A 23723-nucleotide genomic window follows, 5' to 3' on the forward strand; every position below is an offset into this window, starting at 1 on the left:
CATTAAATATGAAGGAAGTTAGAAACTCATTTTAGTTAATAATCTTACGATTATAAGGTCAATCGTTTGAACAATAAAATATGAATACAATGAGAATATTAGGCTTAGTTGGATTTTTAATTGTTATCACTTTTTCAATAAAGTGTAAGAATCATGAAAAAGATGTTTTACATCGTAATGATAAGTATGTCTCTATAGAAGGAAGGCAGTTTATTGACTCTTTGGGAAGAACTTTGACATTGCATGGTATAAGCGTGATAAATAAAGACCCAAAAACAAATTACCTTGGGCATATTTCTCCAGAAGAGTTTAAGATGTTTAAGGAATGGGGCTTTAATGTTATTAGATTGGGTATTATATGGGATGGCTTAGAACCAGAACCAGGAGTCTATAACCAAGAGTATCTTAAGGGGATTGATGACATGATACAATGGGCAACCGATAGCGGTCTGTATGTTTTTCTGGACATGCACCAAGATTTGTATAGTGTTGATTTTAGTGATGGTGCACCTTCATGGGCTACAATAACCAATAATGAGCCACATCTTACGGGCGGTGTTTGGAGTGAGGCCTATTTAATTAGCCCTGCTGTACAAACAGCGTTCGATAATTTTTGGGCCAATGCTCCAGCTCCAGATGGCGTAGGCATTCAGGACCATTATTTAAACCTTTGGAAGTTTTTGGCAGAACGCTATAAGGATAACAGAAAAGTAATTGGTTTCGATGTTATGAACGAACCTTTTATGGGGTCTGATGCTAATAAAGTGATGCCTTTATTAATAGAATCCTATGCAAAAATATTAGCAGAAGAATTGGGAGAAGCACCTTCTTCGCTAGAGGAAGTGATGCATTTGTGGAATAATGATAAAATGAAGGTTCTAGAGTCCTTATCCGACAAAGAAACCTATAAAAAATGGTTGGATGTTATCTATGAGGTCAATGCCAATTTTGAAAGCAGAACGCTAACAGCATTTTACCAAAGAGCAAGGGACGAAATTCGCAAAGTCAATAAAAACCATATTATTTTCACGGAGCACAGCTATTTTACCAATATGGGCTTGGTTGGAGCACTAGGAGAAATTGTCGATGAGCAGGGGAAAAAAGACCCATTGGTGGCTTATGCGGCACATGGGTACGATCTAGTGGTCGATACCGATGCACTTACGTTGGGCAGCAACGATCGTGTAGAACTCATTTTTGAACGCATTGCCCAAACAGGGCAACGATTAGACGTCCCTGTATTAATTGGTGAATGGGGAGCCTTGCACGGTCAATCACCCGAACTGATTCCAACGGCCAACTTTTTACTAAACCAATTCAGTAAGCACGGTTTTAGTGATGCATTTTGGGCTTATGGCAAATTTTTATTAGACGCCTCTTTTCTAGATGTATTAAAGAAACCATACCCAGTAGAAACGTCAGGTAGTTTGGAAAGTTACAGCTTTGATTATGATACAGGAGTATTCAGTTGTACTTGGCAAGAAAGAGAAACTATAACCGCCTCTACCCGCATTTATGTGTCAGATTTAAGTAAGCTAAATAAAGATGCCATGCAATTGAATCCCAATTCGAAAGGAGTGTCCATTGAAAAACTAGAACATTCAAAAGCAGGGCATTTGGTTATTCCGCCAAGTGGAAAAGATGCGAAACGCAAGCTGTCATTTTTATTAACTAAAAAATAATATAGTAGTGTCCATACAAAATAAATAATAATGCACTTAAAGAATGTTTTTTATTGTTTTATGTTTTCTGTTTTTGGAGCTTTTAGCCAAGAACAGATTAGTGTTATGAGCTACAATGTTGGCTACGATGAAGCATTGTATAATTCGGGCGAACCAAAAGAAAATTATTGGGTAAATCGTAGGGTACATCAAGTAGCCCTTATTAATTTTCATCAACCAGATATTATTGGCTTACAAGAACCTCATTTACATCAGCTAAAGTATTTGCATGAAAATGTTAATGGTTATAATTGGGTTGGTAATGGGCGTGAAGACGGAATGGAAGCAGGGGAGTACAATCCTATTTTTTACAAAGCAAACAGATTTAAATTGTTACAGTCAGGGATATTTTGGCTTTCTGAAACTCCCAATAGGGTAAGTAAATCTTGGGATGCAGGATATACACGCATATGTACATGGGCATTGTTTGAAAATAAAGAAACACAAAAGCAGTTTTATGTGTTCAATACACATTTTGACAGTAAAGGAAAGGAAGCTAGAATTAAGAGTGCAACCATAATTAATGAAAAGGTAAACGAATTAGATGGAAATATTCCAGTGTTTGTATTGGGAGATTTTAATTTTTCGCCAGAAAGTAAAGCATATAATGAGATGGTTACATACGGACTTAATGATTCTAAAACAATTGTCCAGTCAGATCCATACGGACCTGATGGAACCTATAACGGATTTCAATTCGATAGAATTTCAAAATATAGAATCGACTATGTTTTTGTAAATAGCATAGTTGATGTTTTAAAATATGGAGTACTTACCGATAGCTATGAAATGAAATATCCATCCGATCATTTTCCAATATGGATAACTGCCAAAATTAGAGTGAAATAAATTAACGATTAAAAATGAACATAACGAAAAACACATTAAAAATTATTACAGCCCTATTCCTTTTCTTTTTTACAGTTGGCTTAGTGGCACAATCTGAAGTAAATTACAGTATAGCCGACACTCCTTGGGAAGCAGGCTTTGGCAACCATAGAGCTGTTGTTGAGGTTCCCGAAAAAGCTGAAGCTATCAAGCTTGATTTTAATTGGAGACGCCACGATAAAAACCCCGAAGACCGAAGGCTTTTAATAATTAATGCCAAAACGGGAGATACCATACCCAATGTACATCGATTAACTATAAATAATGAAACCTGTAAGTTGGTATTTGGCCCCGTTGAAAAAGGCACCTATTATTTTTACTATTTACCCTTTAAGCCAGATAATGATTGGGGATATTATCGGTACGATTACCTTAAGAAGGAAAACAGTCCTAGTGAGCAATGGATAGTTGAGAACAAATTGGAACAGCTTAAAAAAACAAAAAAATTACCAAAAGCGATTTGTAAAGAAATCCAGGCCAGAACAGACTTCGATTCTTATTATCCAATGGAGGTTACCGCTACTAAACAGGAGCAACATCAATTAGAGAACAGTACTTCGTCAAACTATATCGCTATTGCAGAAGATAGAAAGTACCCCATTAAAATGCGAGAGCATTTGCCCTTAAAATGGATTAAAGATGGTAAAACACATCAATTTGAAGGAACGGCTCAGAAACATGAATATTATGCGTTTCAATTAGGGATTTATGCATTCAAAACGAACCTTGAAAATGTATCTCTGGAATTTCAAGACTTAAAATACCTAAATAATAATACAATTCCAGCAAGTGCCTTTACCTGCTTCAATACACATGGAGTAGATCCCTATGGAACTCCCTTTACAAAACAGGTTGACATTAATAAAGGGAAAGTACAACCGTTGTGGGTAGGTGTGGACATACCTAAAAGTGCCCAATCAGGAACATACAAAGGGCATGTTACGATTAAGGTCGATAATCAACCCGATAAAACGATTGAAATTATTTTACATGTTTCAGAAGAAACCATTGCCGATAGAGGTGATAATGAACCTTGGAGGCATTCCCGTTTACGTTGGTTGAATTCGACCATAGGCCTAGATAGTGAACCAACAAAACCCTACGCGCCAATTACATTAATCGAGGAAAATAAGCTTGACCTATATGGTAAGCAGGTTACATTAAATGAATATGGACTGCCTTCAGCTATCAATGTTTGGGGAACGGAAATTTTAAAAAAACCAATACGATATAGTATAGAAGGGGAAACAGTAGAGGCGACAAACAAGAAATCGACGAACTTGGATAAAGGTGTTGTTGAAAAGACAGTTTCAGCGTACTCCAAGAATTTTGATATACAAACCACTAATACCAGCGAGTTTGATGGCCATTTAAGTTATAAGATAAAACTTGTAGCAAAACAAGATGGCCAACTGGACAATTTTAAATTAGAAATACCCTTTCAATCCAACATAGCAGAATATATGATGGGTATGGGCTTACCAGGAACAAAGGTTCCGGAAAAACATAAAGCAAAATGGAAAGGGCCTCACGATAGTTTCTGGGTAGGTAACACTTATGGCGGATTGCATGTAGAGTTGAGGGGAGGTGACTATCACGGCCCATTACTCAATCTTTATAAGCCCGAACCGCCCAAAAGTTGGCATAATGGAGGTAAAGGCGGTTTTTCAATAGAGAAAGGTACTAATGAAACAACAGCAACAATATACACTGGGCAACGAAAGTTCCGAAAAGGAGAAACATTGGTTTTTGAGCTAGCATTTTTGATTACTCCTGTAAAACAGATAGATACTAAATCACAATTTGTAAATAGATACTATCATAACGGATTAGATCCCATGCCAAAAGATGATGAAATTACCGATGGCGTTAAGATTGTAAACCTACACCATGCTAGTAAATATAACCCCTATATTAACTATCCTTTTATTGCGACCAAAGAAATGAAAAGTTTTGTTGACCAATTGCATGACAAGGATCTAAAAGTTAAAATTTACTATACCATTAGGGAGCTTTCTAATTATACTACCGAAATATGGGCGTTACGCAGTTTGGGAAATGAAATTTTAGGAACAGGCAAAGGCGGAGGATACCCTTGGTTACGAGAGCACTTAGTAGCCGATTACCGTCCGCAGTGGTATTCGCCACTTGAAAATGGCATCGATGCTTCCATTGTTAATGCACCTGGAGATTCTCGCTGGTACAACTATTATTTAGAAGGATTAGCATGGTTGGTTAAAAAAATTGAAATAGATGGCTTATATTTAGACGATGTATCTTACGACAGACGCATTTTAAAACGGATGCGAAAGATTTTAGACAGAATAAAGCCAGGATGCATGATGGATTTACATTCCAATACAGGGTTTTCAAAGGGACCAGCGACGCAATATACCGAGTTTTTTCCGTATTTGGATAAGCTTTGGTTTGGAGAATCTTTCAAATACGACGAGATGCCTCCCGAGAACTGGTTGGTTGAAGTTTCAGGAATCCCGTTCGGGCATATGGGCGATATGCTACATGCAGGGGGAAATCCTTGGCGTGGTATGGTGTATGGTATGACTGTGCGTTATCCCTGGTTTACCGAAGGAGTAAGTTGCGATCCAAGACAAATTTGGAAAGTTTGGGATAGTTTTGGTATTGAAGATGCAAGGATGATAGGCTATTGGGACAAACGACCAGTAATAAATACCAACAATCCAGACGTGAAGGCTACTGCCTATATTAAGGAAGGCAAACTTTTGGTTGCCGTTGCTAGTTGGGCAAAAGAACCAGTGAGTGTAAAATTAAATATTGATTGGGATGCTGTTGGATTAAATAAATCCCAAGTTAAAATGATTGCCCCTAAAATTGAAAAATTTCAACCAAACAAACACTTTTTTATAGACGAAGCAATAAAAATCGACCCAACTAAAGGGTGGTTATTGGTTATAGAATAATATATCATGGTAAAAACAATTAAGCGCATTACATTTCTAATATTATTGTTTGCAATTCAAGATATGCTGGCACAAAAGGCTCGAATTACAGAAGAGAAAATGACTATGAAAACCTATATGTTTTCAGAGCCTAGCCCCATTCCCCAAATAGGGAGGCTATATCCTTATTTTAGGTTTGATGGTTATACCGATAAAGCAGAAGATAAACAATGGAATATGGTGGTGATGGAGAACGACCATATAAAAGTGTTTGTTTGTCCCGATATTGGAGGTAAGATATGGGGCGCAATAGAAAAATCGACAGGCAAGGAATTCATGTACTACAACCATGTGGTTAAATTTAGGGATGTAGCTATGCGTGGTGCTTGGACTTCCGGTGGTTTGGAATACAATTTTGGTGATATTGGACATATTCCAACCTGTGCGACTCCCGTTGATTATCGAATTAAGGAAAATGACGACGGAAGTGTATCCTGTATAGTTGGGGCATTGGACCTGCCATCACGGACCAATTGGAATGTAGAGATACGATTACCTAAAGACAAAGCTTATTTTGAAACCAAAGCATCATGGTTCAATAATTCAGACCTTCCAGTAACCTATTACCATTGGATGAATGCGGCTGCAAAATCAAAAGGGAATTTAGAATTTTTATATCCTGGGAACAAACGTATTGGGCATGGTGGCGAATTAGGAGCGTGGCCCATAGAAGATGGTAGGGAAATTAATTTTTATGAAAAGAATAATTTCGGGATCTATAAATCGTACCACGTTATCAATACATATTCCGATTATTTTGGCGGGTATTATCACGATGATGATTTTGGTTTTGGACACTATAGCCTATACGATGACAAGCCCGGAAAAAAGATATGGATATGGGGGCTTTCAGACCAAGGAATGATATGGGAAGATCTCTTAACAGATTCCGATGGACAATATATCGAATACCAATCAGGGAAGTTGTTCAATCAAGCAGCAGCAAGTAGTACATATACACCATTTAAGCATCGTGAATTTGCACCGAACGATTCCGACCTTATGAAAGAATATTGGTTTCCTTTAAAAGAAACCAAGGGTATGGTGGCAGCTTCACCCTATGGCGTTTTGAATATCCAACCTAATGAGGACAAACTAACCTTGTTTATAAGTGCACTACAGAATATAGAAGATGATTTGCTTGTAAAAGTAAATGGCAATACACTTCTTAATAAAAAAGTAAAACTCAGTATCCTTCAATTACATACCGAAACAATTCAAGTAGCACCGTCTGATGATTTTGAAGTACAGCTAGGACAAAATAAATTGTACTATAGTTCGGGAGCTTCCAATGTAGATAGACCAGTTGAGCCCAATAAGGATTTCAATTGGAATACAGCCTATGGGTTATATGTTGAAGGACTAGAACTCGAAAAACAACGACGCTATCCCGAAGCCTTGGTAAGTTATTTGGAAAGCAACAAAAAAGAACCTGGGTTTTTGCCAACCTTAAATAGATTAGCTCTAAGTTATTATCGCATCATGCAATACGATATAGCCCTAGAATATACAAAACAGGCTATGGCGATTGATACTTATGATGGTTTGGCAAATTATAATTATGGCATAATCAATACGGCATTAGGGAATACCAATGAGGCCAAAAGTGGATTCGCCATAGCAAGCCATGATATAGCATACAGATCAGCATCATACGTAGCATTGGCTAAGTTGTTTTTAGTTGAAAATCAATTTGGTAAAGCAAAAACTTATTTGGATAAGGCCTTAAGTTATAACGCATTCAACATAACTGCCCACGAATTACAAGCCCTTATCCATAGAAAGGAAGACCAACCAAAATTGGCTCTGGAAAAACTTAAAGCCATCACAAATTTGGATGCCACCAATGTATTCGTTAATTCCGAGCAAGTGTTCTTGAACGCAATAAATGATACCGAATTCAATAAGCAAATTACTAATGAGCTACCGTACGAAACCTATTTGGAATTGGCTTTAAAGTATAAAAGTTTTGGATGTTCAGAAGAAGCTTTAAAAATATTGAAGTTAGCCCCAGAACAGCCTATGGTACTTTTATGGTCGGCTTTTTTAGATAAAGGAAATGGAACAGACTATTTAAACAAAGCACTAAACCAATCGGTAGATTTGGTGTTTCCACATCGCATAGAGAGTGTGGATATGTTACAGCACCTCATAAGCGAAAATGACCATTGGAAACTAAACTATTATTTAGGACTTATCTATTGGAACAAAGGACTAATTGCCGAAGCAAAAAAAGCATTTGAAGCTTGCGGAAACCTGCCCGATGCGCCTGTGTTCTACCTTTCAAAGGCAAAACTTTTTACAGACCAAAACCAGCTTGTTGGTGACCTGCTCGAAAAGGCGTACCGTTTAGAGCCGTCTAATTGGAGAGTAAATATGGCCTTAATAGAACACTATCTGGAAAAAAATGAATTGGAGGCCGCTTTAAAAAAAGCAAAAAAGTTTTTAAAGCTATACCCTGAAAAGTCTCAATTTGGAATGCATTATGCCAAAGCACTCATAGGCTTAAAGAAGTACGATGCATGTATAGACTTTTTAAAGACCTTTAATGTATTGCCATATGAAGGGGCCACCATTGGGAGAACCATTTATCACGAATCATGCGTAAGAGCCGCTTACGAAGCCCTAAGGAAAAACAATTACAAGAAAGCAATAGATTATGCCAAACAAGCCAAACTGTGGCCCAAAAACTTGGGAGTTGGAAAGCATTACGATGTCGATGAACGGCTGGATAATTTCATTGTAGCTTTTAGTTTGGAGCAGATGGATAAACATTCCGAAGCACTAAAGGCATATGCTACAATTGCAGAGCACAATACCCCAAAGTATTTAAATGAAAGTACCAAACTCTATTTACAGCTCGTAGCATTGGAAAAAGCAGGAAACACTAAGGAAGCAGATCAGCTTTTACATGAAGTTTTGCAGCATGATAAAACCAATACCTATTTAAAATGGGTTGAAGCTAAGTATAAGAATAACAATCCAGATAAAATTCAACAGGAAATAATGGCAGCTGGGACAGAGGTACAGGTGTACGATACAAAATTCGTGGATACAGAATTTGAACTGTTAATAGATCTTTTAAGCATAATTGAAAAGTAACCGCAACAAACATGTTGTTTGCGGTTTTATTGCTTATAATAAGAAATTGATATTGATGCTTTTCTCTAGAAAATAACGATTTAAAGCCATGATATATGCTATCAGCAACAATTGTGTGGCTTATATAAATTAAGCTTTATAATGCTATCTCTGCATATATCGGGCAATGATCTGATAAAAAAATGTCGTTTAAGGTCTCAGCAAGGACAGCATATCGTTTTACCTTTTTAACATGTCGTATAAAAATGTAATCAATTAGTTTTCGTACTTCAAATGGTCGGTTATCAAAACCACAAGTAGACCAATTAGGCCCATAGGTGTAAATGGCTACTTTTTTCGAATGGAGTAAAGTATACTTCCCATTAGGAGCGGTTAAGGTTTTTATGCCTTCCGATTCTGGAATGAGATTAAAATCACCTGTTAGTATAAATGGTAAATCTCCAGCCAATGCAATCGATTTTTGTTTCAATAGTTTTGCACTTTCTTTTCGGGCTTCTTTCCCTTTATGATCAAAATGTGTGTTCATAAAAAAGAATGTTTTTCCGGTTATTTTATCTTTAAGTAATACCCAAGTAGCAATTCTCTCGAGGGCAGCATCCCAGCCTTTACTTACTTTGTTTGGAGTTTCGCTTAACCAAAATGTATTGCTTTGTAGTGCTTCAAACCGGTCTTTTCGATAAAAAATAGGAGAAAACTCGCCTTTATCTTTACCATCTTCCCGTCCTACACCAACAGTATTATATTGATCTAGGTTCTTTTTTAAATAATCCAGTTGCGTTACCAGTACTTCTTGCATACCAATGATGTCCAGATCGTAAAAATGAATCATCCGTACAATGTTTTCTTTTCTATGGTGCCAATTTTGTTTACCATCATCTGGATTGTCATATCGGATATTGAATGACATGGTTTTTAATGCTGGGGCAGAACCTGAAGATGTTCTTAATGAAACAGCAGAACAGGTGGATTATAATTACTATATAAATACAGGCATTTGTCCTTTAGCTAGAGATTTAACCCTTTACCTAGATGGTTACTTTAAAGAAAGCTCCCAAATAGGAAATGTTACGGATCAAGGAAGAATTTATAATGGGTTATATATTTCTTCTCCACTTTTTGAAGAATTCGGAGGAACCTTTCCAGCTGCTGAAAGTTCAGTCTCCACTTCCGGTACAGTCTCAGGGAGCTTTAATGAAATACTTACCTTAAGTATTAATGATGCCAACGGATTACTTACTAATAGTCAGGTTACCGTAAACCTTCCCTCAACTTTTAATTGGCACAACTATGGCAGTGGATTTAATGTATTAGAAGTTAGCACGGTTATAACAACTTATAATGCAACAGAGCAACAGTTCTATTATAGTGCACTGGCCAAAATTGACGTTGCGGGAAGTTATCAGGAGGTGGTCATTACAGGAACTACTATGGCCCGTGTTACATGCAGTATAGACAATCCCAGAAGTGAGGGGCAATACTTGGGAAGTGGCAATAGCTACGATGAGACTGGAGCCTGTAATAAAGAAACTTATTTTAGTAAGGCCATGGTAGTATTGCTTAATAACCTTATTAAAAATAATCAAATTAATAGCTCAGGTATTGATATTACAAACCTAGATACATACGTAAAAGGATATTTACCAGATTTTTTTGGTAACGGTATTACCATATGGAATGCTTTAGGGAGTAACACTTATGAAATAACGGTAGATGGTAGTCAACAGTTTTTAATGCTCTTAGACAGTGCGTTGCCTACAACACATACTATTACAAATCTAGATTTTAATTATTCGCAAAACTTTCAGGGAGATATAGTTGGCCAAACCGTAAAACTAACTTGGTTAAACAATAGTAATCTCAAGGTAAGTTCTCAAGGCAGTGTGGTCAATACCGAAAGCACCATAATTAATTTTTTGTGTTGTGATGATATAAACAATTATTATATACCGCCAGTTTGCGATAGACATATTGGCTTACTTTGGAACTGGCCTAAGTATGGAGATTTTAATGACGGGAACCAAACATCTATTAGATATCAAATGGGGATTGGTATGCGTGATTTTCTTACTCAAATTGTAACAGATGCTAATGAACTGGGGGGGAGTAATATGACATCGGGCTATAACACACAAACCAGTGGAGACGGACTCACAATAAGCACACAGAAATACCCAACAGATCCCATTATTCTGGATAATTACTACGACCAACCCAATCTTTTGTTTAATGGATCAAATAGAATATTAAAACTGGAAGATATTTATCGACCTAATGCACTTTACAAATATTTGGATGATATTGTTAATTCGGAAAACATTACCGTACCTATGGATGTTACGTTCTGTTTTTTGTCTTATGAACGGGATGATAACGTTGAAGCTACGCGACTTAAGATAGGTGACATGTATGCTAATAATAAATCAAAAAAACTATTTTTTATTTTATATGACACAGAAGATATGGATCCAGCAACCGATTCTTTAACGGTTCAAACACCAAATGACATTATTAAATATAGAACTCCTTTAGGATATGTCAAACGACTAATTTCTAGAGAACCAGTCAAGTTTACCAGTGGATCCAGCGTTTACGATTCTGATTATATAAGTTTCAAGCACAGTGATCTATCAAACGAAACGGAGCCCATAAGTGAGGTACTAAAAGACGTCTTGTTAGAGATTCATCAAACAATTTGCCGATCAGGAAGTGCGGTTGTTTCTACAACATTTAAGCCGGCATTGTTGTTAAACAAAATCATTACAGCACCAAATGGTCAAAGTAAGTTTTTTTATGAGCAGGCCTATTTTTCACCTAAGGGTTTTTCTGCGGATTTAAATGAACTCATAGATTTTGAGATCAAAGTCAGCTTGAATAATTTTTTAGGAAGTATTGAAGATTATAATAGTGTAGAGATTATCGCAAATGGACAATCATTTAAATTGTCCAATAACGGTTTAAATTATTTTTTTAATGAAGGTGAACAAGAAGGTTTGAGAAGAGCTCCAATTAATAGATTTGCCTGGGATAGGTACTATCCTGTTGCTTTCGATATTTTTAATTTTTCGTATAATTTTAATGGTGTTCAACGAATATATAATCTAAATGAAGGAAATGGAAGTGCAATCTCTACTGATGAGAATGGAGTTATCCCTCTCAATAATGGCAGTTGGATAATTGACCCCGATTTTGGTACAGGTTTAACATTTAAACCTTTACAAACTACATGGTATGATCCTGTACCTTTTGTATATGAACAAGGTGCAGATTTGAGTTTTAAGGCTCAACTAAAGTTTCAAGGAGGGATACCTTATCCTTACGATGGGGGGTTTGGTTATATTACCCAAATCGATTATGAAGATCCAGATAACCCGGAAAATTTATACCAGTTAATAGCTTATGGTGCGTTTGGAGATAGCAGTACACCTTGCCAAACAGACGAATGCGTCGTCCAACCTATTACACCAGTTAGCTGTACGGATAAGTTTGCAGAATTTACGGCTACCATTAATAGCATCAACGATACCGATCAGGATCTGGATAATATTGATGAAACAGCCTTCTGTGAAAAACAGTTCGCCTATATTACAGACGACTATATTTATTACCTTACACAATTAGGCGTTACAGATCCGGCAACTTCCATACACTATCTAACCATTGCCCAATTTGGTGCGACGGAATTTGGATATGGTTACGATGATCCTAATGATGGTAGCCCTGGCATGCAAGCCATTATCGATGCCTATGTAACCCATGTAAATAATGTAGCAACAACGGACGAAATCCAAACTTGGGCACAATTTACCTCAGATTATTTATATACCTTAACAAATGAAGGAACTACTTGTATAAGCTTACCTGCCCAATTGCCCATAACTACAGAAGGCTATACGATTCCTCTTCCCCAACAGACCCCATGTGAAGAGATGGCAACAAGTATTTATAACAGTTATAGGGACGATGCCTACGAAGCATTTTTAAAGAAAGAACGCGAGGACTTTATTAATGCTTACTTGAAGCATGCGGTTGAGGAGGTTGTGGAAAATTTCGACATGACCTATTTTGATAAAGAATACCAATATACACTATACTACTACGATCAGGCAGGTAACTTATCACAAACCGTACCGCCAGAAGGGGTCAATAGGTTTACCAAGGCAGAACTGGATGCCCAGGTAGGTGGGGTGTCGTTAAATGAAAGAATCGATAAACATCGAACAGATAACGAACCTACCGAAAAGCCTGAGTTGTTACCCGTACACGATTATAAAACGCAGTATGCATACAACTCGTTAAATCAATTGGTATGGCAATTCACTCCTGATGGTGGTGAAACCCGGTTTGCTTACGACGCCTTAGGTCGTATCATTGCCTCTCAAAATGCCAAACAATTGGTTAACAATACCTTTAGCTATACTGTATATGATGCTTTAGGACGCATTACCGAAGCAGGAGAATTAGTACCTAATATCGCTATTGAAATTAATACCACCACAGGTAAATTAATCGAAAGTGGAAATGGAATTCCTATCTCTACTGTTGGGTTTCCTCAAAATATTTCAATTCAGCAAAACGAAGTTACCAGAACAAAATATACAGACTATCTTATAGACCCATCTATAGTCTTTAATACGTTTAATGCCAGTACTTCATCTTCAACCTCTAGGAATTCATCTTCAACCTCTAGGAACAGGGTTACCGAAATCTATTATTTTGATTCAGTGACAACATCGACTGCCGATATTGATTTTAACACCGCTATATACTACAATTATGATATCCATGGTAATGTAAAAGAATTAGTGCACGAAAACAAATTGTTAGCTTATACTTCATCACAATATTCAGACCTTAAACGTATTGAATATGAATATGATCTAATAAGTGGAAATGTTAATAAAGTGTACTATCAAAAGGGAGCCTTAGATCAATTCATACATCAATATGTATATGATGCAGATAATAGGATAACCCAGGTACAGACTTCCTCAGACGGAATTACCTGGGAAACAGATGCTGCTTATAATTACTATGCCCATGGGCCATTGGCCAGAACAGAGTTAGGCGACAAAAAAGTGCAAGGCCAAGATTATGCCTATACCATTCAAGGTTGGTTAAAAGGAGTGAATTCCGATGAATTAAACCCTGCTAACGATTTAGGTAAAGATGGTGATACCGGATCATTGGTAGCCAATGATGCCTATGGTTTTGCTTTAACCTATAATGATGAGGACTATAGCCCAATTGAGGCCGTAGGAACCATATCGGCCTTTGTAAATAGTAATGCCAGCGGGTCAAATAATACCAACAATCTATACAATGGCAATATTAAACAAATGGCTACGGGACTTCTGGATTTAAATGAAGCAGGTTTGGGCACCCAGATGAATCAATACAGCTACGACCAGTTAAACCGAATTAAAACTATGCAGGGCCATAATACAGGTGGCACAAATAATTATAGCAGTGAATATTTTTATGACAGGAACGGGAACTTGAGCACCTTAAAGAGAGCTACATTGAATGGTCAAGGTCAGGTTGTTCAAATGGATGATTTAAGCTATAACTATGGGGAAACAAAAACAAACCCTATTACAGGAGAAGTTTCAATGAATAATCAGTTAAACCATGTTACCGATGCTCTTGGAGATACTGGATTTAACGATTTAGGTACACAGTCACCCGATAACTATCAGTATGACGAAATTGGTCAATTGATTTCCGATACTTCTGAAGGCATAACCAATATCGACTGGCGTGTAGACGGTAAAGTGGCACAAATAAGTAAGAACGACGGCACCACCATAAGTTTTCAATACGACGGATTGGGCAATAGGATTGCCAAAACGGTAATGCCCGAAAATAAAACGACCGTTTACATGCGTGATGCACAGGGCAATGTGATGGCGGTTTACGAAACCAACGAAACAGACTTTATCAATATAAGCGCTAACAAAACAGTAAGGCTTAAAGAACATCATATATACGGTAGTTCTCGTTTGGGAATAGAACAAAAAGATGTCATTATTGCGGACACTCCTCTCGTAAATGTGGCAACACAGACCTTTGATGGCAGCGATGAAGGTTGGAGTGCCATTGGCAATACAAACATGACAGTCCAAAATGGGTATTTAAATATCGATGTGGCCAATGGATCTCCTAATGGGGTAAGTACTACTGTTTACATAGCGGTAGGAGATGTAACCATAGCCACAACCATTAGTAACGCCAAAGGTTTTAAAGACGATGTGATACTAAAAGTTACTGGAGTAACCGATGCTGTAGTATACTACGATGCGCCTGTAAACAAAGCGGGTACTTCCAACACCAATTTTACCTCAACAATTGGACAGGAATATATATTGGAGCTAGCAGCTACCAATACTAAAGGGGAGTTTAATGTTGAGGAGGTAAATATTGATGTTTTAGCGACACCAGTAAGCTATGGCGAGATCATGCCCATTGTGGGTAGCAACAACATGTTTGAGAGACTGTTAGGAGATAAACGTTACGAGCTGAGCAACCATTTGGGTAATGTACTTTCTGTAATAAGCGATAGAAAATTAGTGGATGACCCACTTAATTTTACTAACTTTACGCCAGACGTTCTTTCATATAATGATTACTATCCCTTTGGCATGCTTCTACCAAACAGACATGGTAGCAGTGATAGCTATCGTTATGGCTTCCAGGGACAGGAGAAAGATGATGAGATTAAGGGGGAAGGAAATAGCTATGCTTACACTTATAGGATGCATGACCCTCGAATTGGTAGATTTTTTGCTACTGACCCAATGGAAACTGTCTATCCATGGAATAGCCCTTATGCTTTTAGTGAAAATAGAGTAATTAGATTCATTGAGTTAGAAGGTTTAGAAAAAGCTGAACCTAGAGGTTTTTGGGGTACTGGATGGGATATGTTTATAGGAGATTTTCATAAGACCCGAATGCAAAATTTAGCAGCAAAACTTGGTGTAGATGAAGGTAACATTCTTGAGTTAGCAAATGACACATATGTTTTTCATCGAACCTATTTTAGTGCTACAGCAGGCAAACACGAAACAGTTTATTATGTCTTTAGAAAATCTAAAGAGGGTGTATTCTTAATGACTAGTGCTGATAATGATGATTATGCGCTTTCCGAAAGTCAGTTTTTAGAATCGGATATTTTAGGAAATGAGGTGATGGATGCTCCAGTAGGGGGAGGTGGAGCAAAGAAACTTACCCAAGGAGTTGTTATGATGGGACAAAAATCTAAAAAGTATATTTTTAGACAAGTTGTTAGTGTTGCTTCTGAAAGTACAAAAAAGCTTAAAAACTGGTTAGGTGAAATCAAATTTAATGTTTCTGATGTTTCAGGTATTAGTGGCGATGTATTGAATAAAGGATTTCATATTCATTTTAAGAAGTTAAAGAATCTTGAAATGTCGTTAGTTCCAGTTAGTGTTGGTATTAAAGGGAAAGGCGGAAAAATAGGATTAGCTTTTATAAATGGTAGCGATGCGGCAGTCGCTGCGGCTGTTAAAATATTTAATAAGGCGTTAGGTGATAAAAATTTCAGAAAATCTTTATTGGTAAAATTAAAGGAAACTCAAGAAGCATTGAAAAATACTGCGGGTAAGTCAGATGATATTATTAAGAGAGCTTCTGATAAATCAGCAGAAGTACAAAGGCTTATCAAAATAGTTGAAAAAATGAATTAATTAAATGATTGAATTTTTAAAAAAAGGAAAAAAATTGAACGGCATTCATATGGGAATGAGTGTTGACGATGTACATAGAATACTTGGTAAGCCTGATGAAGTAGTTGGAGATGATAATTATGGTTATCTTAGTTATAAAGAGTTCAGGTATGGTTATAATACTAATCGTTCTATCTCTGAAATGTCCATTGAATTTGTTAGCTTGGAAAACAAATACAAGTTTAAAGATTTAAAGTCTGAACAATATGGAGAGATTTTTATTGAATCTTTTTCTATTAGTTCAAAGACTAAAATTCACAAGTTTATTAGATTTTTAAATCATTTACAGTTGCCTTGGGAAGCTAATAGTGATAGTGATAAAGACTACTTTACCATTAAAATAGAATCAGGTCCTTTTATTGTTTTTGATTTACAAGATGGAACACCATTTAGAATATCGATAATGGATGGCTATCAATAAAAAATAAATATTAACGTTAATAAATAGAAACGGGTATATATTTTATGCCCCCCGCTAGTCCTCGTATGCGCTAGCGCTTCGTCTTTGACGAGTGCCGTATCGGTAAGTAATATGGGATAAAAGAACAAGTTAAAAAGCTTTTACAGAGATGTAAAGGCTTTTTTGTTATTGACTTAATTTTTGAGTAAGGTCGGCTTTAAGCACAAAAGCAGAGAGGAAATCCTTAACGGTCTCCTTTTGTTTTTTGGAGAGTTTTTGAGCCTTGTTGAACAAAGTAAGCAAATCTATATCCTCTATGGTGTCCTGTGCCATGTTCTCGCCGTGAACTGGACTTGAAAAATTACTCAAAATTGCGATAAAAAGTTAACTAAAAATCAAGCAAAAGGTATTGTGGGTTTAGCATTCTTTCAAAAAGAGTAGTACAAGTTTTAGTCGTTTTATCTTTCAAGGTCATAAGTTTGATTATAAAACAAAGGGTTTTCCTTAGAATTTATAAGGTAAATCCTTATGTTGAATTCGCAGATTTTGAATTATTTAGAACTTTTTATTATATAAACATTAATCCAAAAATTTGAGACCATGAAAAAAAGCAGATTTGACCTATTTAAGCTAGTTTTGGTATGTGTAAGTGTTTTATTTTTAAGTAGTTGTAGCAACGAAGGAAATAATGATAATAATGTAGAAGATCTTTTAGGAACGTGGAACTTAACGGCTTTAACTTACGACGGCGAAACGGTTAGCAGTTTTTCAGGAACCAGTATTACAACAGATTTTTCTGGAGAGGGTCAGAACATTGATGCAACTATAGTTTTTGGAGATAATCCTAATGCAGTTAATTCCCAAGGAGCTTATGATATTGCAATAACATATTCTGTAGCTGGCCAGGAAAGCTCGCAGATGATTTCAATAAGTGAATATCAGTCGGAAGGTACCTGGTCACTTAAAGGCAATATATTGACTCTTGTTGGTGAGTTGTTATCCTTTTCTTCCCCTTCTGATTTAGATCTTGTTGATTCAGGCGACTCATCCATAGACTATGTTATTGAAGAATTAACTGCTACAACCATGCGCCTTAGTGCAACAAAAGAGCAAAGTTTTAACCAGTCTGGGGCAACAATTACTTCAACGGTTAATGTGTTAGTGTTATTTACGCGATAATAAGAATTTAGGGTGGTTGTCACATATAAAATACCAAAGCCTTTGCTGTATAAGATAAAAATCTTTTTAATGCTTTCCGTTACGGTCATCTTGGTAGGTTCTTGTGGCGCTGTGGTACGTATGAAAGGCAATCATTATTTGACGGAAGCACATGGTGCTATTCCTCCCGATTTTGCAGGAGATCAAACAACTATGGTCTTTATTACACATCATAGGAGTTACAATAAGTATTTGAAGAGAAATGTTAGAAAATACTATCACGGAAGCTATGAGTTTGCTACAGCAGATGAATTTACAGAGAACACTAAATACCAAGATGTAAAGACCTATCGTTATGTGTTCGATTATGTATACATTCAACCTGGCGGGGTGGCTTTTAAAAATCAGACCGTTACAAGTGGGAACTTTTCTACAACCATGACCACAGCACGAGCTCCGTTGTATAATGTAAAGAAATTTTCGATATGGGACAGGAAGAACGATGCTATATATAGAAGCAAGATTACATCCAGTTTTTGGAGTAAGTTGCAAAAGGTTTACCTGAGGAAACTTGAGAAGAAAAGGATATCCAGTATATAAATTACCAAATTTGAAGGATCCTAAGCAAAGACCTTGGTATTAATAAAAAACATTGGCCAAGAAGTTTGAAATGATGCTATTATTTTTGAAATGAAGTATTGGATAGGATAACGGTGCGATAACTAATATTTTATTAAAGAATTAAAGGATTTATATTTTTTTGAAAAGAAAGAACCACTGTTGTGATGAGTAAAACGTTATTTAGAAGTGTCATTTTTTTATCAATTTGCATTTTATGCTTTGCCTTTTCTTCCGATTTGCAAAGGAAAGTAATAAGACAGACCGATTTTGATATCGAATGTTATGTAACACATAGGAAGCCAAAATCATTTTATCCCGATAAGACCTATTTTTGGTATCGCTCTGGAGAAGTACACCAGTCGGTATCGAGCATTGGTGGCGATGTTTTGCATGATAGCTATATCAAGTATTACAGATCCAATCAATTGGCCGAAAAAGGTCTATTCTATTACGGATTAAAAACAGGTGCCTGGAAGCATTGGTACGAAAATGGACAATTGAAATTGCAGGAAGCCTGGCGTAATGGTTATAAGCATGGCGAGACGATTGCATTTAATTACGATGGTTCCGTGTCCCAAAAAGGAAGTTATTGGAATAATTTAAAAGAAGGTGTCTGGATTAACTACAATACTAAGGATACTGTATTTTATGCCAAAAATCAAATGTTAGAGGAAAAACCAATAGGTTTCTTAGAAAGAACACTTAGAAAGAAGGATTCGTTAGAAAAAATACAAATAAGAACAAATAAAAAACTTGAAAGGAAAAAGGACTCCTTAGAACGGGTTCGCAAGAAGGAAAGTAAATTTATTAAAAAGAGAAATGATTCAATTAAGCGAGTTAAAAAGAAATTAAATAAAAGATTAGAAAAACAAAAAGATTCATTAGATAGAGTTAAGAAAAAGAAAAATAAGGCAATACAACCAAAAGAAAAGAAGAAAAACAATAATGGATTTTTAGAAAAACTATTTAAAAAGAAGGATTAATATAATAAAGTACTACATATACAAATTAAAGTAAAGCTGAATTTTTAATTATTAAGGATTTTAAAAAAAGACACTATCCCTAAAAGTGTGTAAGTTATAAATTGAGGGTTTGACTTCTTTAGAGTTGAGATACTACCAAAAAACATTTGCAAGACTCCTTTGGTCAAAGTTATGTTAACGCTAACAGTGAGCTTTACTGAATACTACCTGTTGTTTTGTTTAATGGAGAGTTACTAACACTTGTAAGCTTTTGGGAGTCGTTAATTGAACAATCTTCTTGCTTAAAAACGTTTTTTACAATCTTGTGTAGGTCTGGAATAACCTTACTTGCAATTTTCGAATGACTGTTTAAAAGCACACATATACCTAAGTCGGCTTCTGGGTAAAGGGCAATTTCATTTCTAAAGTCGTTAACACTGCCCCCATGGTGTAAAATAGTTTTTTCTTCGTTTGTTTCTTCTTCTATAAATTTATGGATACGCCACCCAAAGCCATAAAAAGACTTTAAATGTCCAGGCCAGCGTTGGTAATATTTACTTCTGCCCCTAACTTCTATAAATGGCGTGAAAGCTTCTTTTAAAGCAGATTTATCCATAATTTCAGGATTATGACCAAGCAAAAATCGCATCCATTTTGCCATGTCTAGTGCACTTGCGTTAATACCTCCCGCAGCAATAGCATTGTAGTATTTGTTGGTAAGTTTTATGGGCTTCCAGTGTTTTCTCGTTTTTATATGGGGCAAGGCAATATTCTTTGATTGGGATAAAGTTTCATGATCCATGCATATAGTATGCATTCCCAGGGGTTTAAAAAATCGATCCTCCAATGACGTTGAGATTTCTTTTCCCGTTACTTTGTGCATTACCTCCCCACAAAGTGCAAACACGGCATTTTGATAACTATACATTAAACCCGGTTTACTAATTGGGGATATGCTCTTGAACCGCTTAGCTATATCATCTAAAGGTAAGCCTGCTTCTACAAGGTTAGTGTAACTATGGTATGGGGTGCCCGATGTATGCGATAAAATATTAGCTAATGTAATTTTGTTGGTATTGGTTTTGTCTCCCAATTGAAATTCAGGTATATAATCGCTAACCCTATCGTTCCAATCCAACATGCCATCATTTTTAAAACTGGCCGCTAATATTCCTGCAAACCCTTTAGATAAGGATCCTAATCTGAATACAGTTTCTTTGTTAACCCCTTCATTAAATTTAATGTTCCTTTTTCCAAACCCTTCAGACATTACAATAGAGTCACTTTTAACAATGCTTACGCCTGAACCAACAATTTCCCCTTTTGCTATGGCTTTATCAAAATAAGCACTTATGGCAGTTCTTAATTCTTGTTGTTGGGACTTGTATTGTTGTAACTTATGCAGATCAACTAATGGCTTTTTAGCTGGCTCGGAGGATATAGTAACTTTAGTCTTAGGGGTCGATACATATTCAATAACACTCAAAATGAGAATACATGTCGCAAGAATAAAAAGCGTAGGTTTTACTAAGATTTTGAGTCTTTGCATGGGGTTAATAATCGGTTTGGTTTGGTTGTAATTCAACAAATATAGGATTAAATGCTTAAAACTGGGTGTAAGATGTTGTTTTCTTTATATTTATTTAGTAAAATCAGACTGTTTTTATTATTATTCATAACTATTAGTTCGTAAACATGCTATCTTTAAATAATGATTCTTAAACTTAAGCACGTCATAGGAATTTTATTAGTTATAAGCTTTTCTTGCAGCTCGGTTGAGAAAAGACCAGAGGTTAATAATAAGATAGAAACCTTTCTTTTCGATACGCCGGTAACAAAAAGCTGCCATGCCGCAACACTGGTAGAAGTATTGCCAAATCAGTTATTGGCAGCTTGGTTTGGAGGGAGTTATGAAGGCGCAAAAGATGTGGGGATTTATATCTCGTTTTTTAAAGATCGGTTCTGGACGACGCCACGCTGCGTGGTTGAACCTTTAGTGAAAGGACAGGATACATTACCATGCTGGAATCCCGTTTTATTTAAAAGTAGTAGCAATAAATTATATTTGTATTACAAGGTTGGTAAGAATCCTAGGGAATGGTTTGGAGCCATGCTTATCTCGATAGATAAGGGGAAGACATGGAGTTTACCTCACTATTTACCAGAGGGTATTTTAGGACCCATTAAGAATAAACCCCTGGAAATAACACCTGGTGTTCTATTGTGTGGAAGTAGTACAGAAAGTATAGAAAATAATGAATGGCGTGTACATGTAGAGCGTTATACCGAAGCAAATAAGCAATGGGAGCGTATTCCTGTTGGCAATGAGAAAGGCTTCGATGTTATTCAGCCAGCATTTTTGAAGCATTCGGCGCATGCCATCCAGATGTTGTGCAGAAGCAGACATAATAAGATAGTTACCACGTGGTCCGAGGATCAGGGGAATACCTGGGGGAAATTAGATAGTTTACAAGTCGCGAACTCTAATTCGGGAATTGATGCGTTAACCTTGGGGGAAAAAGAGTTTTTACTGGTAAATAACCCCTTGCTTCAGGGAGCCGACTGGTTTAACGGGCGTAATGTTCTTGACGTAGAGTATTCAACTGATGGTATACAGTGGAAGACACTTTTTGATCTCGAAAATAAAAAGGAAGGGCAGTTTAGTTACCCTGCAATTATTCAAACATCAGATCGTAAAATACATATCCTATATACTTATAATAGGGAAAATATAAAACATGTGCGTTTTGATTTAACTATAAAATAAACACTTAAAGCTTAAATAAACAGTTAAGGGGTGGACGGAATGAAACACATAAAAAATAATTATGGAAAGTAAAAGACTTTACAGTATTGCATTCCTATTGGCCTTATTTACGATTGTTTATAACGTGGCCGAGGGTGTTATTTCAACTTATTTGGGGTTTGAAGACGAGAGTTTGGCTTTATTTGGTTTTGGATCCGATAGTTTTATAGAAGTTATTTCTGGATTGGGTATAGCGCATATGATTTTGCGAATTCAAAGAAACCCAAATAGTAAACGGGATGACTTTGAGCGTCTTGCCCTAAAGATTACTGGATTCGCTTTTTATATATTGGTTTTTGGACTTGTAATTACCAGTATTTATAATATTTGGACTGGTCATAAACCCTTAACCACGTTTTGGGGAGTTGTAATTTCTATAATATCAATTTTAGTTATGTGGGGATTGGTCGTTTGGAAACGAAGCGTTGGGAGCAGGTTACATTCCGATCCTATATTAGCAGATGCCAATTGTACGTTGGTATGCGTTTATATGTCTATAATCTTACTTGTTAGTAGTGGTATTTATGAACTGTTTAGTATTCCGTATATTGATAGTATAGGAACCTTGGGCTTGGCATACTTTGCCTTTAAAGAAGGAAGAGAATGTTTTGAAAAAGCAAATAGTGATAAATATTGCTCTTGTGATTAAAGATGGAATTGTTTGAATTAGGAATTGACCATGAAAGAAACTTACTGCCTAAAGACGGTATTGTTAATTATTATGGTAAGCTGTTAAATATAAAACAAGCGGAATATTATTTTGACAAGTTGTTAAAAAATACCAAATGGAGGCATGATACGGCTGTTATCTTTGGCAAAAAGATTATAACCAAAAGAAAAGTAGCTTGGTACGGCGACAAACCTTTTGAGTATACTTATTCAAAAATAACTAAGCAGGCACAATCTTGGACTAAAGATTTATTGGAACTAAAAACCATGGTGGAAAGCAAAACAGGCGAAACATTTAATTCCTGTTTGCTTAACCTTTATCATAGTGGATCCGAAGGGATGTCCTGGCATAGCGACGATGAGAAAGATTTACAAGAGAATGGAGCCATTGCCTCTTTAAGTTTAGGAGCAGATCGTTTTTTTGTTTTTAAGCATAAAGGAACAAAAGAGACCGTTAGATTATACCTCACTTCAGGAAGTCTGTTGGTTATGAAAGGGAGCACTCAGGCACATTGGTTGCATCAATTACCAGTAACCAAAAAGGTGTCGACGCCAAGGATAAATCTAACGTTCAGGACAATTGTTAATTGATTAGATATATAAAAAAAGCTCCCGAAATAGGTAGCCATGGTCGGAAGATTTTTTCTTCCGACTTTTTTTGTTTTATAGGGTAGAT

General features: G+C 36.3%; 15 protein-coding genes. 12 read left to right on the plus strand and 3 right to left on the minus strand.

The annotated features are described in order from the left end of the window. The first annotated feature begins 89 nt into the window (after positions 1-89). The 4 genes from ABD792_RS17015 to ABD792_RS17030 are packed head-to-tail and all read left to right on the plus strand — an operon-like array spanning position 90 to position 8689. Positions 90-1682 (plus strand): cellulase family glycosylhydrolase, encoded by a 1593-nt coding sequence (locus tag ABD792_RS17015; RefSeq protein WP_345007571.1) that lies wholly within the window; start codon positions 90-92, stop codon positions 1680-1682. A gap of 30 nt (positions 1683-1712) precedes the next feature. Beyond that, complete coding sequence (locus tag ABD792_RS17020; protein ID WP_345007572.1) at positions 1713-2570, plus strand: endonuclease/exonuclease/phosphatase family protein; 858 nt, start codon at positions 1713-1715, stop codon at positions 2568-2570. Positions 2571-2584: 14 nt separating this feature from the next. Continuing rightward, a complete protein-coding gene (locus ABD792_RS17025; protein WP_345007573.1) occupies positions 2585-5548 on the plus strand; it encodes a glycoside hydrolase domain-containing protein in 2964 nt (987 codons plus the stop codon). A gap of 6 nt (positions 5549-5554) precedes the next feature. Continuing rightward, positions 5555-8689 (plus strand): DUF5107 domain-containing protein, encoded by a 3135-nt coding sequence (locus ABD792_RS17030; RefSeq protein ID WP_345007574.1) that lies wholly within the window; start codon positions 5555-5557, stop codon positions 8687-8689. A gap of 136 nt (positions 8690-8825) precedes the next feature. On the opposite strand, the gene ABD792_RS17035 is transcribed toward ABD792_RS17030, so the two are convergent. Further along, entirely contained in the window at positions 8826-9596 is a 771-nt protein-coding gene (locus ABD792_RS17035) for an endonuclease/exonuclease/phosphatase family protein (RefSeq protein ID WP_345007575.1), read from the minus strand. Between ABD792_RS17035 and ABD792_RS17040 the strand changes: the two genes are divergently transcribed. Both ABD792_RS17040 and ABD792_RS17045 read left to right on the plus strand, forming a co-directional pair. After that, a complete protein-coding gene (locus tag ABD792_RS17040) occupies positions 9595-16392 on the plus strand; it encodes an RHS repeat protein (RefSeq protein ID WP_345007576.1) in 6798 nt (2265 codons plus the stop codon). The two genes, ABD792_RS17035 and ABD792_RS17040, sit on opposite strands and share 2 nt — an antisense overlap. A 4-nt stretch (positions 16393-16396) precedes the next feature. Next, entirely contained in the window at positions 16397-16852 is a 456-nt protein-coding gene (locus tag ABD792_RS17045) for a hypothetical protein (protein WP_345007577.1), read from the plus strand. Positions 16853-17017: 165 nt separating this feature from the next. Here ABD792_RS17045 and ABD792_RS17050 read toward each other — a convergent pair whose 3' ends face one another. After that, positions 17018-17200, minus strand: coding sequence for a hypothetical protein (locus ABD792_RS17050; RefSeq protein ID WP_345007578.1), 183 nt, complete (start codon positions 17198-17200; stop codon positions 17018-17020). Positions 17201-17431: 231 nt separating this feature from the next. Here ABD792_RS17050 and ABD792_RS17055 point away from each other — a divergent pair, with 231 nt between their 5' ends. From ABD792_RS17055 to ABD792_RS17065, 3 genes are all read left to right on the plus strand, one after another. Then, positions 17432-18010: a lipocalin family protein gene (locus tag ABD792_RS17055; RefSeq protein WP_345007579.1), complete on the plus strand. Its 579-nt coding sequence runs from the start codon at positions 17432-17434 to the stop codon at positions 18008-18010. 69 nt (positions 18011-18079) lie between these two features. Beyond that, positions 18080-18589, plus strand: coding sequence for a hypothetical protein (locus ABD792_RS17060; protein ID WP_345007580.1), 510 nt, complete (start codon positions 18080-18082; stop codon positions 18587-18589). A gap of 185 nt (positions 18590-18774) precedes the next feature. Next, positions 18775-19593, plus strand: coding sequence for a toxin-antitoxin system YwqK family antitoxin (locus ABD792_RS17065; protein ID WP_345007581.1), 819 nt, complete (start codon positions 18775-18777; stop codon positions 19591-19593). Positions 19594-19786: 193 nt separating this feature from the next. Here ABD792_RS17065 and ABD792_RS17070 read toward each other — a convergent pair whose 3' ends face one another. Continuing rightward, positions 19787-21121 carry a serine hydrolase domain-containing protein gene (locus tag ABD792_RS17070; RefSeq protein ID WP_345007582.1) on the minus strand — a complete coding sequence of 445 codons (1335 nt, stop codon included), beginning with the start codon at positions 21119-21121 and terminating at the stop codon, positions 19787-19789. Between the two features lie 162 nt (positions 21122-21283). Between ABD792_RS17070 and ABD792_RS17075 the strand changes: the two genes are divergently transcribed. From ABD792_RS17075 to ABD792_RS17085, 3 genes are all read left to right on the plus strand, one after another. Continuing rightward, a complete protein-coding gene (locus tag ABD792_RS17075; protein ID WP_345007583.1) occupies positions 21284-22339 on the plus strand; it encodes a sialidase family protein in 1056 nt (351 codons plus the stop codon). 61 nt (positions 22340-22400) lie between these two features. Continuing rightward, positions 22401-23027 (plus strand): cation efflux transmembrane domain-containing protein, encoded by a 627-nt coding sequence (locus ABD792_RS17080; protein WP_345007584.1) that lies wholly within the window; start codon positions 22401-22403, stop codon positions 23025-23027. Between the two features lie 2 nt (positions 23028-23029). Further along, positions 23030-23638: an alpha-ketoglutarate-dependent dioxygenase AlkB family protein gene (locus ABD792_RS17085; RefSeq protein ID WP_345007585.1), complete on the plus strand. Its 609-nt coding sequence runs from the start codon at positions 23030-23032 to the stop codon at positions 23636-23638. Positions 23639-23723: the final 85 nt, after the last annotated feature.

The sequence above is a fragment of the Snuella lapsa genome, from assembly GCF_039539345.1.
In the GTDB taxonomy this organism is placed as follows: Bacteria; Bacteroidota; Bacteroidia; order Flavobacteriales; family Flavobacteriaceae; genus Snuella; species Snuella lapsa.

Coding starts and splice junctions, on each gene's coding strand:
- ABD792_RS17035 (WP_345007575.1), bottom strand. CDS start 9,596: ATGTCATTCAATATCCGATATGACAATCCAGATGATGGTAAACAAAAT.
- ABD792_RS17080 (WP_345007584.1), top strand. CDS start 22,401: ATGGAAAGTAAAAGACTTTACAGTATTGCATTCCTATTGGCCTTATTT.
- ABD792_RS17085 (WP_345007585.1), top strand. CDS start 23,030: ATGGAATTGTTTGAATTAGGAATTGACCATGAAAGAAACTTACTGCCT.
- ABD792_RS17075 (WP_345007583.1), top strand. CDS start 21,284: ATGATTCTTAAACTTAAGCACGTCATAGGAATTTTATTAGTTATAAGC.
- ABD792_RS17015 (WP_345007571.1), top strand. CDS start 90: ATGAGAATATTAGGCTTAGTTGGATTTTTAATTGTTATCACTTTTTCA.
- ABD792_RS17040 (WP_345007576.1), top strand. CDS start 9,595: ATGGTTTTTAATGCTGGGGCAGAACCTGAAGATGTTCTTAATGAAACA.
- ABD792_RS17065 (WP_345007581.1), top strand. CDS start 18,775: ATGAGTAAAACGTTATTTAGAAGTGTCATTTTTTTATCAATTTGCATT.
- ABD792_RS17060 (WP_345007580.1), top strand. CDS start 18,080: ATGCTTTCCGTTACGGTCATCTTGGTAGGTTCTTGTGGCGCTGTGGTA.
- ABD792_RS17045 (WP_345007577.1), top strand. CDS start 16,397: ATGATTGAATTTTTAAAAAAAGGAAAAAAATTGAACGGCATTCATATG.
- ABD792_RS17030 (WP_345007574.1), top strand. CDS start 5,555: ATGGTAAAAACAATTAAGCGCATTACATTTCTAATATTATTGTTTGCA.
- ABD792_RS17070 (WP_345007582.1), bottom strand. CDS start 21,121: ATGCAAAGACTCAAAATCTTAGTAAAACCTACGCTTTTTATTCTTGCG.
- ABD792_RS17020 (WP_345007572.1), top strand. CDS start 1,713: ATGCACTTAAAGAATGTTTTTTATTGTTTTATGTTTTCTGTTTTTGGA.
- ABD792_RS17025 (WP_345007573.1), top strand. CDS start 2,585: ATGAACATAACGAAAAACACATTAAAAATTATTACAGCCCTATTCCTT.
- ABD792_RS17055 (WP_345007579.1), top strand. CDS start 17,432: ATGAAAAAAAGCAGATTTGACCTATTTAAGCTAGTTTTGGTATGTGTA.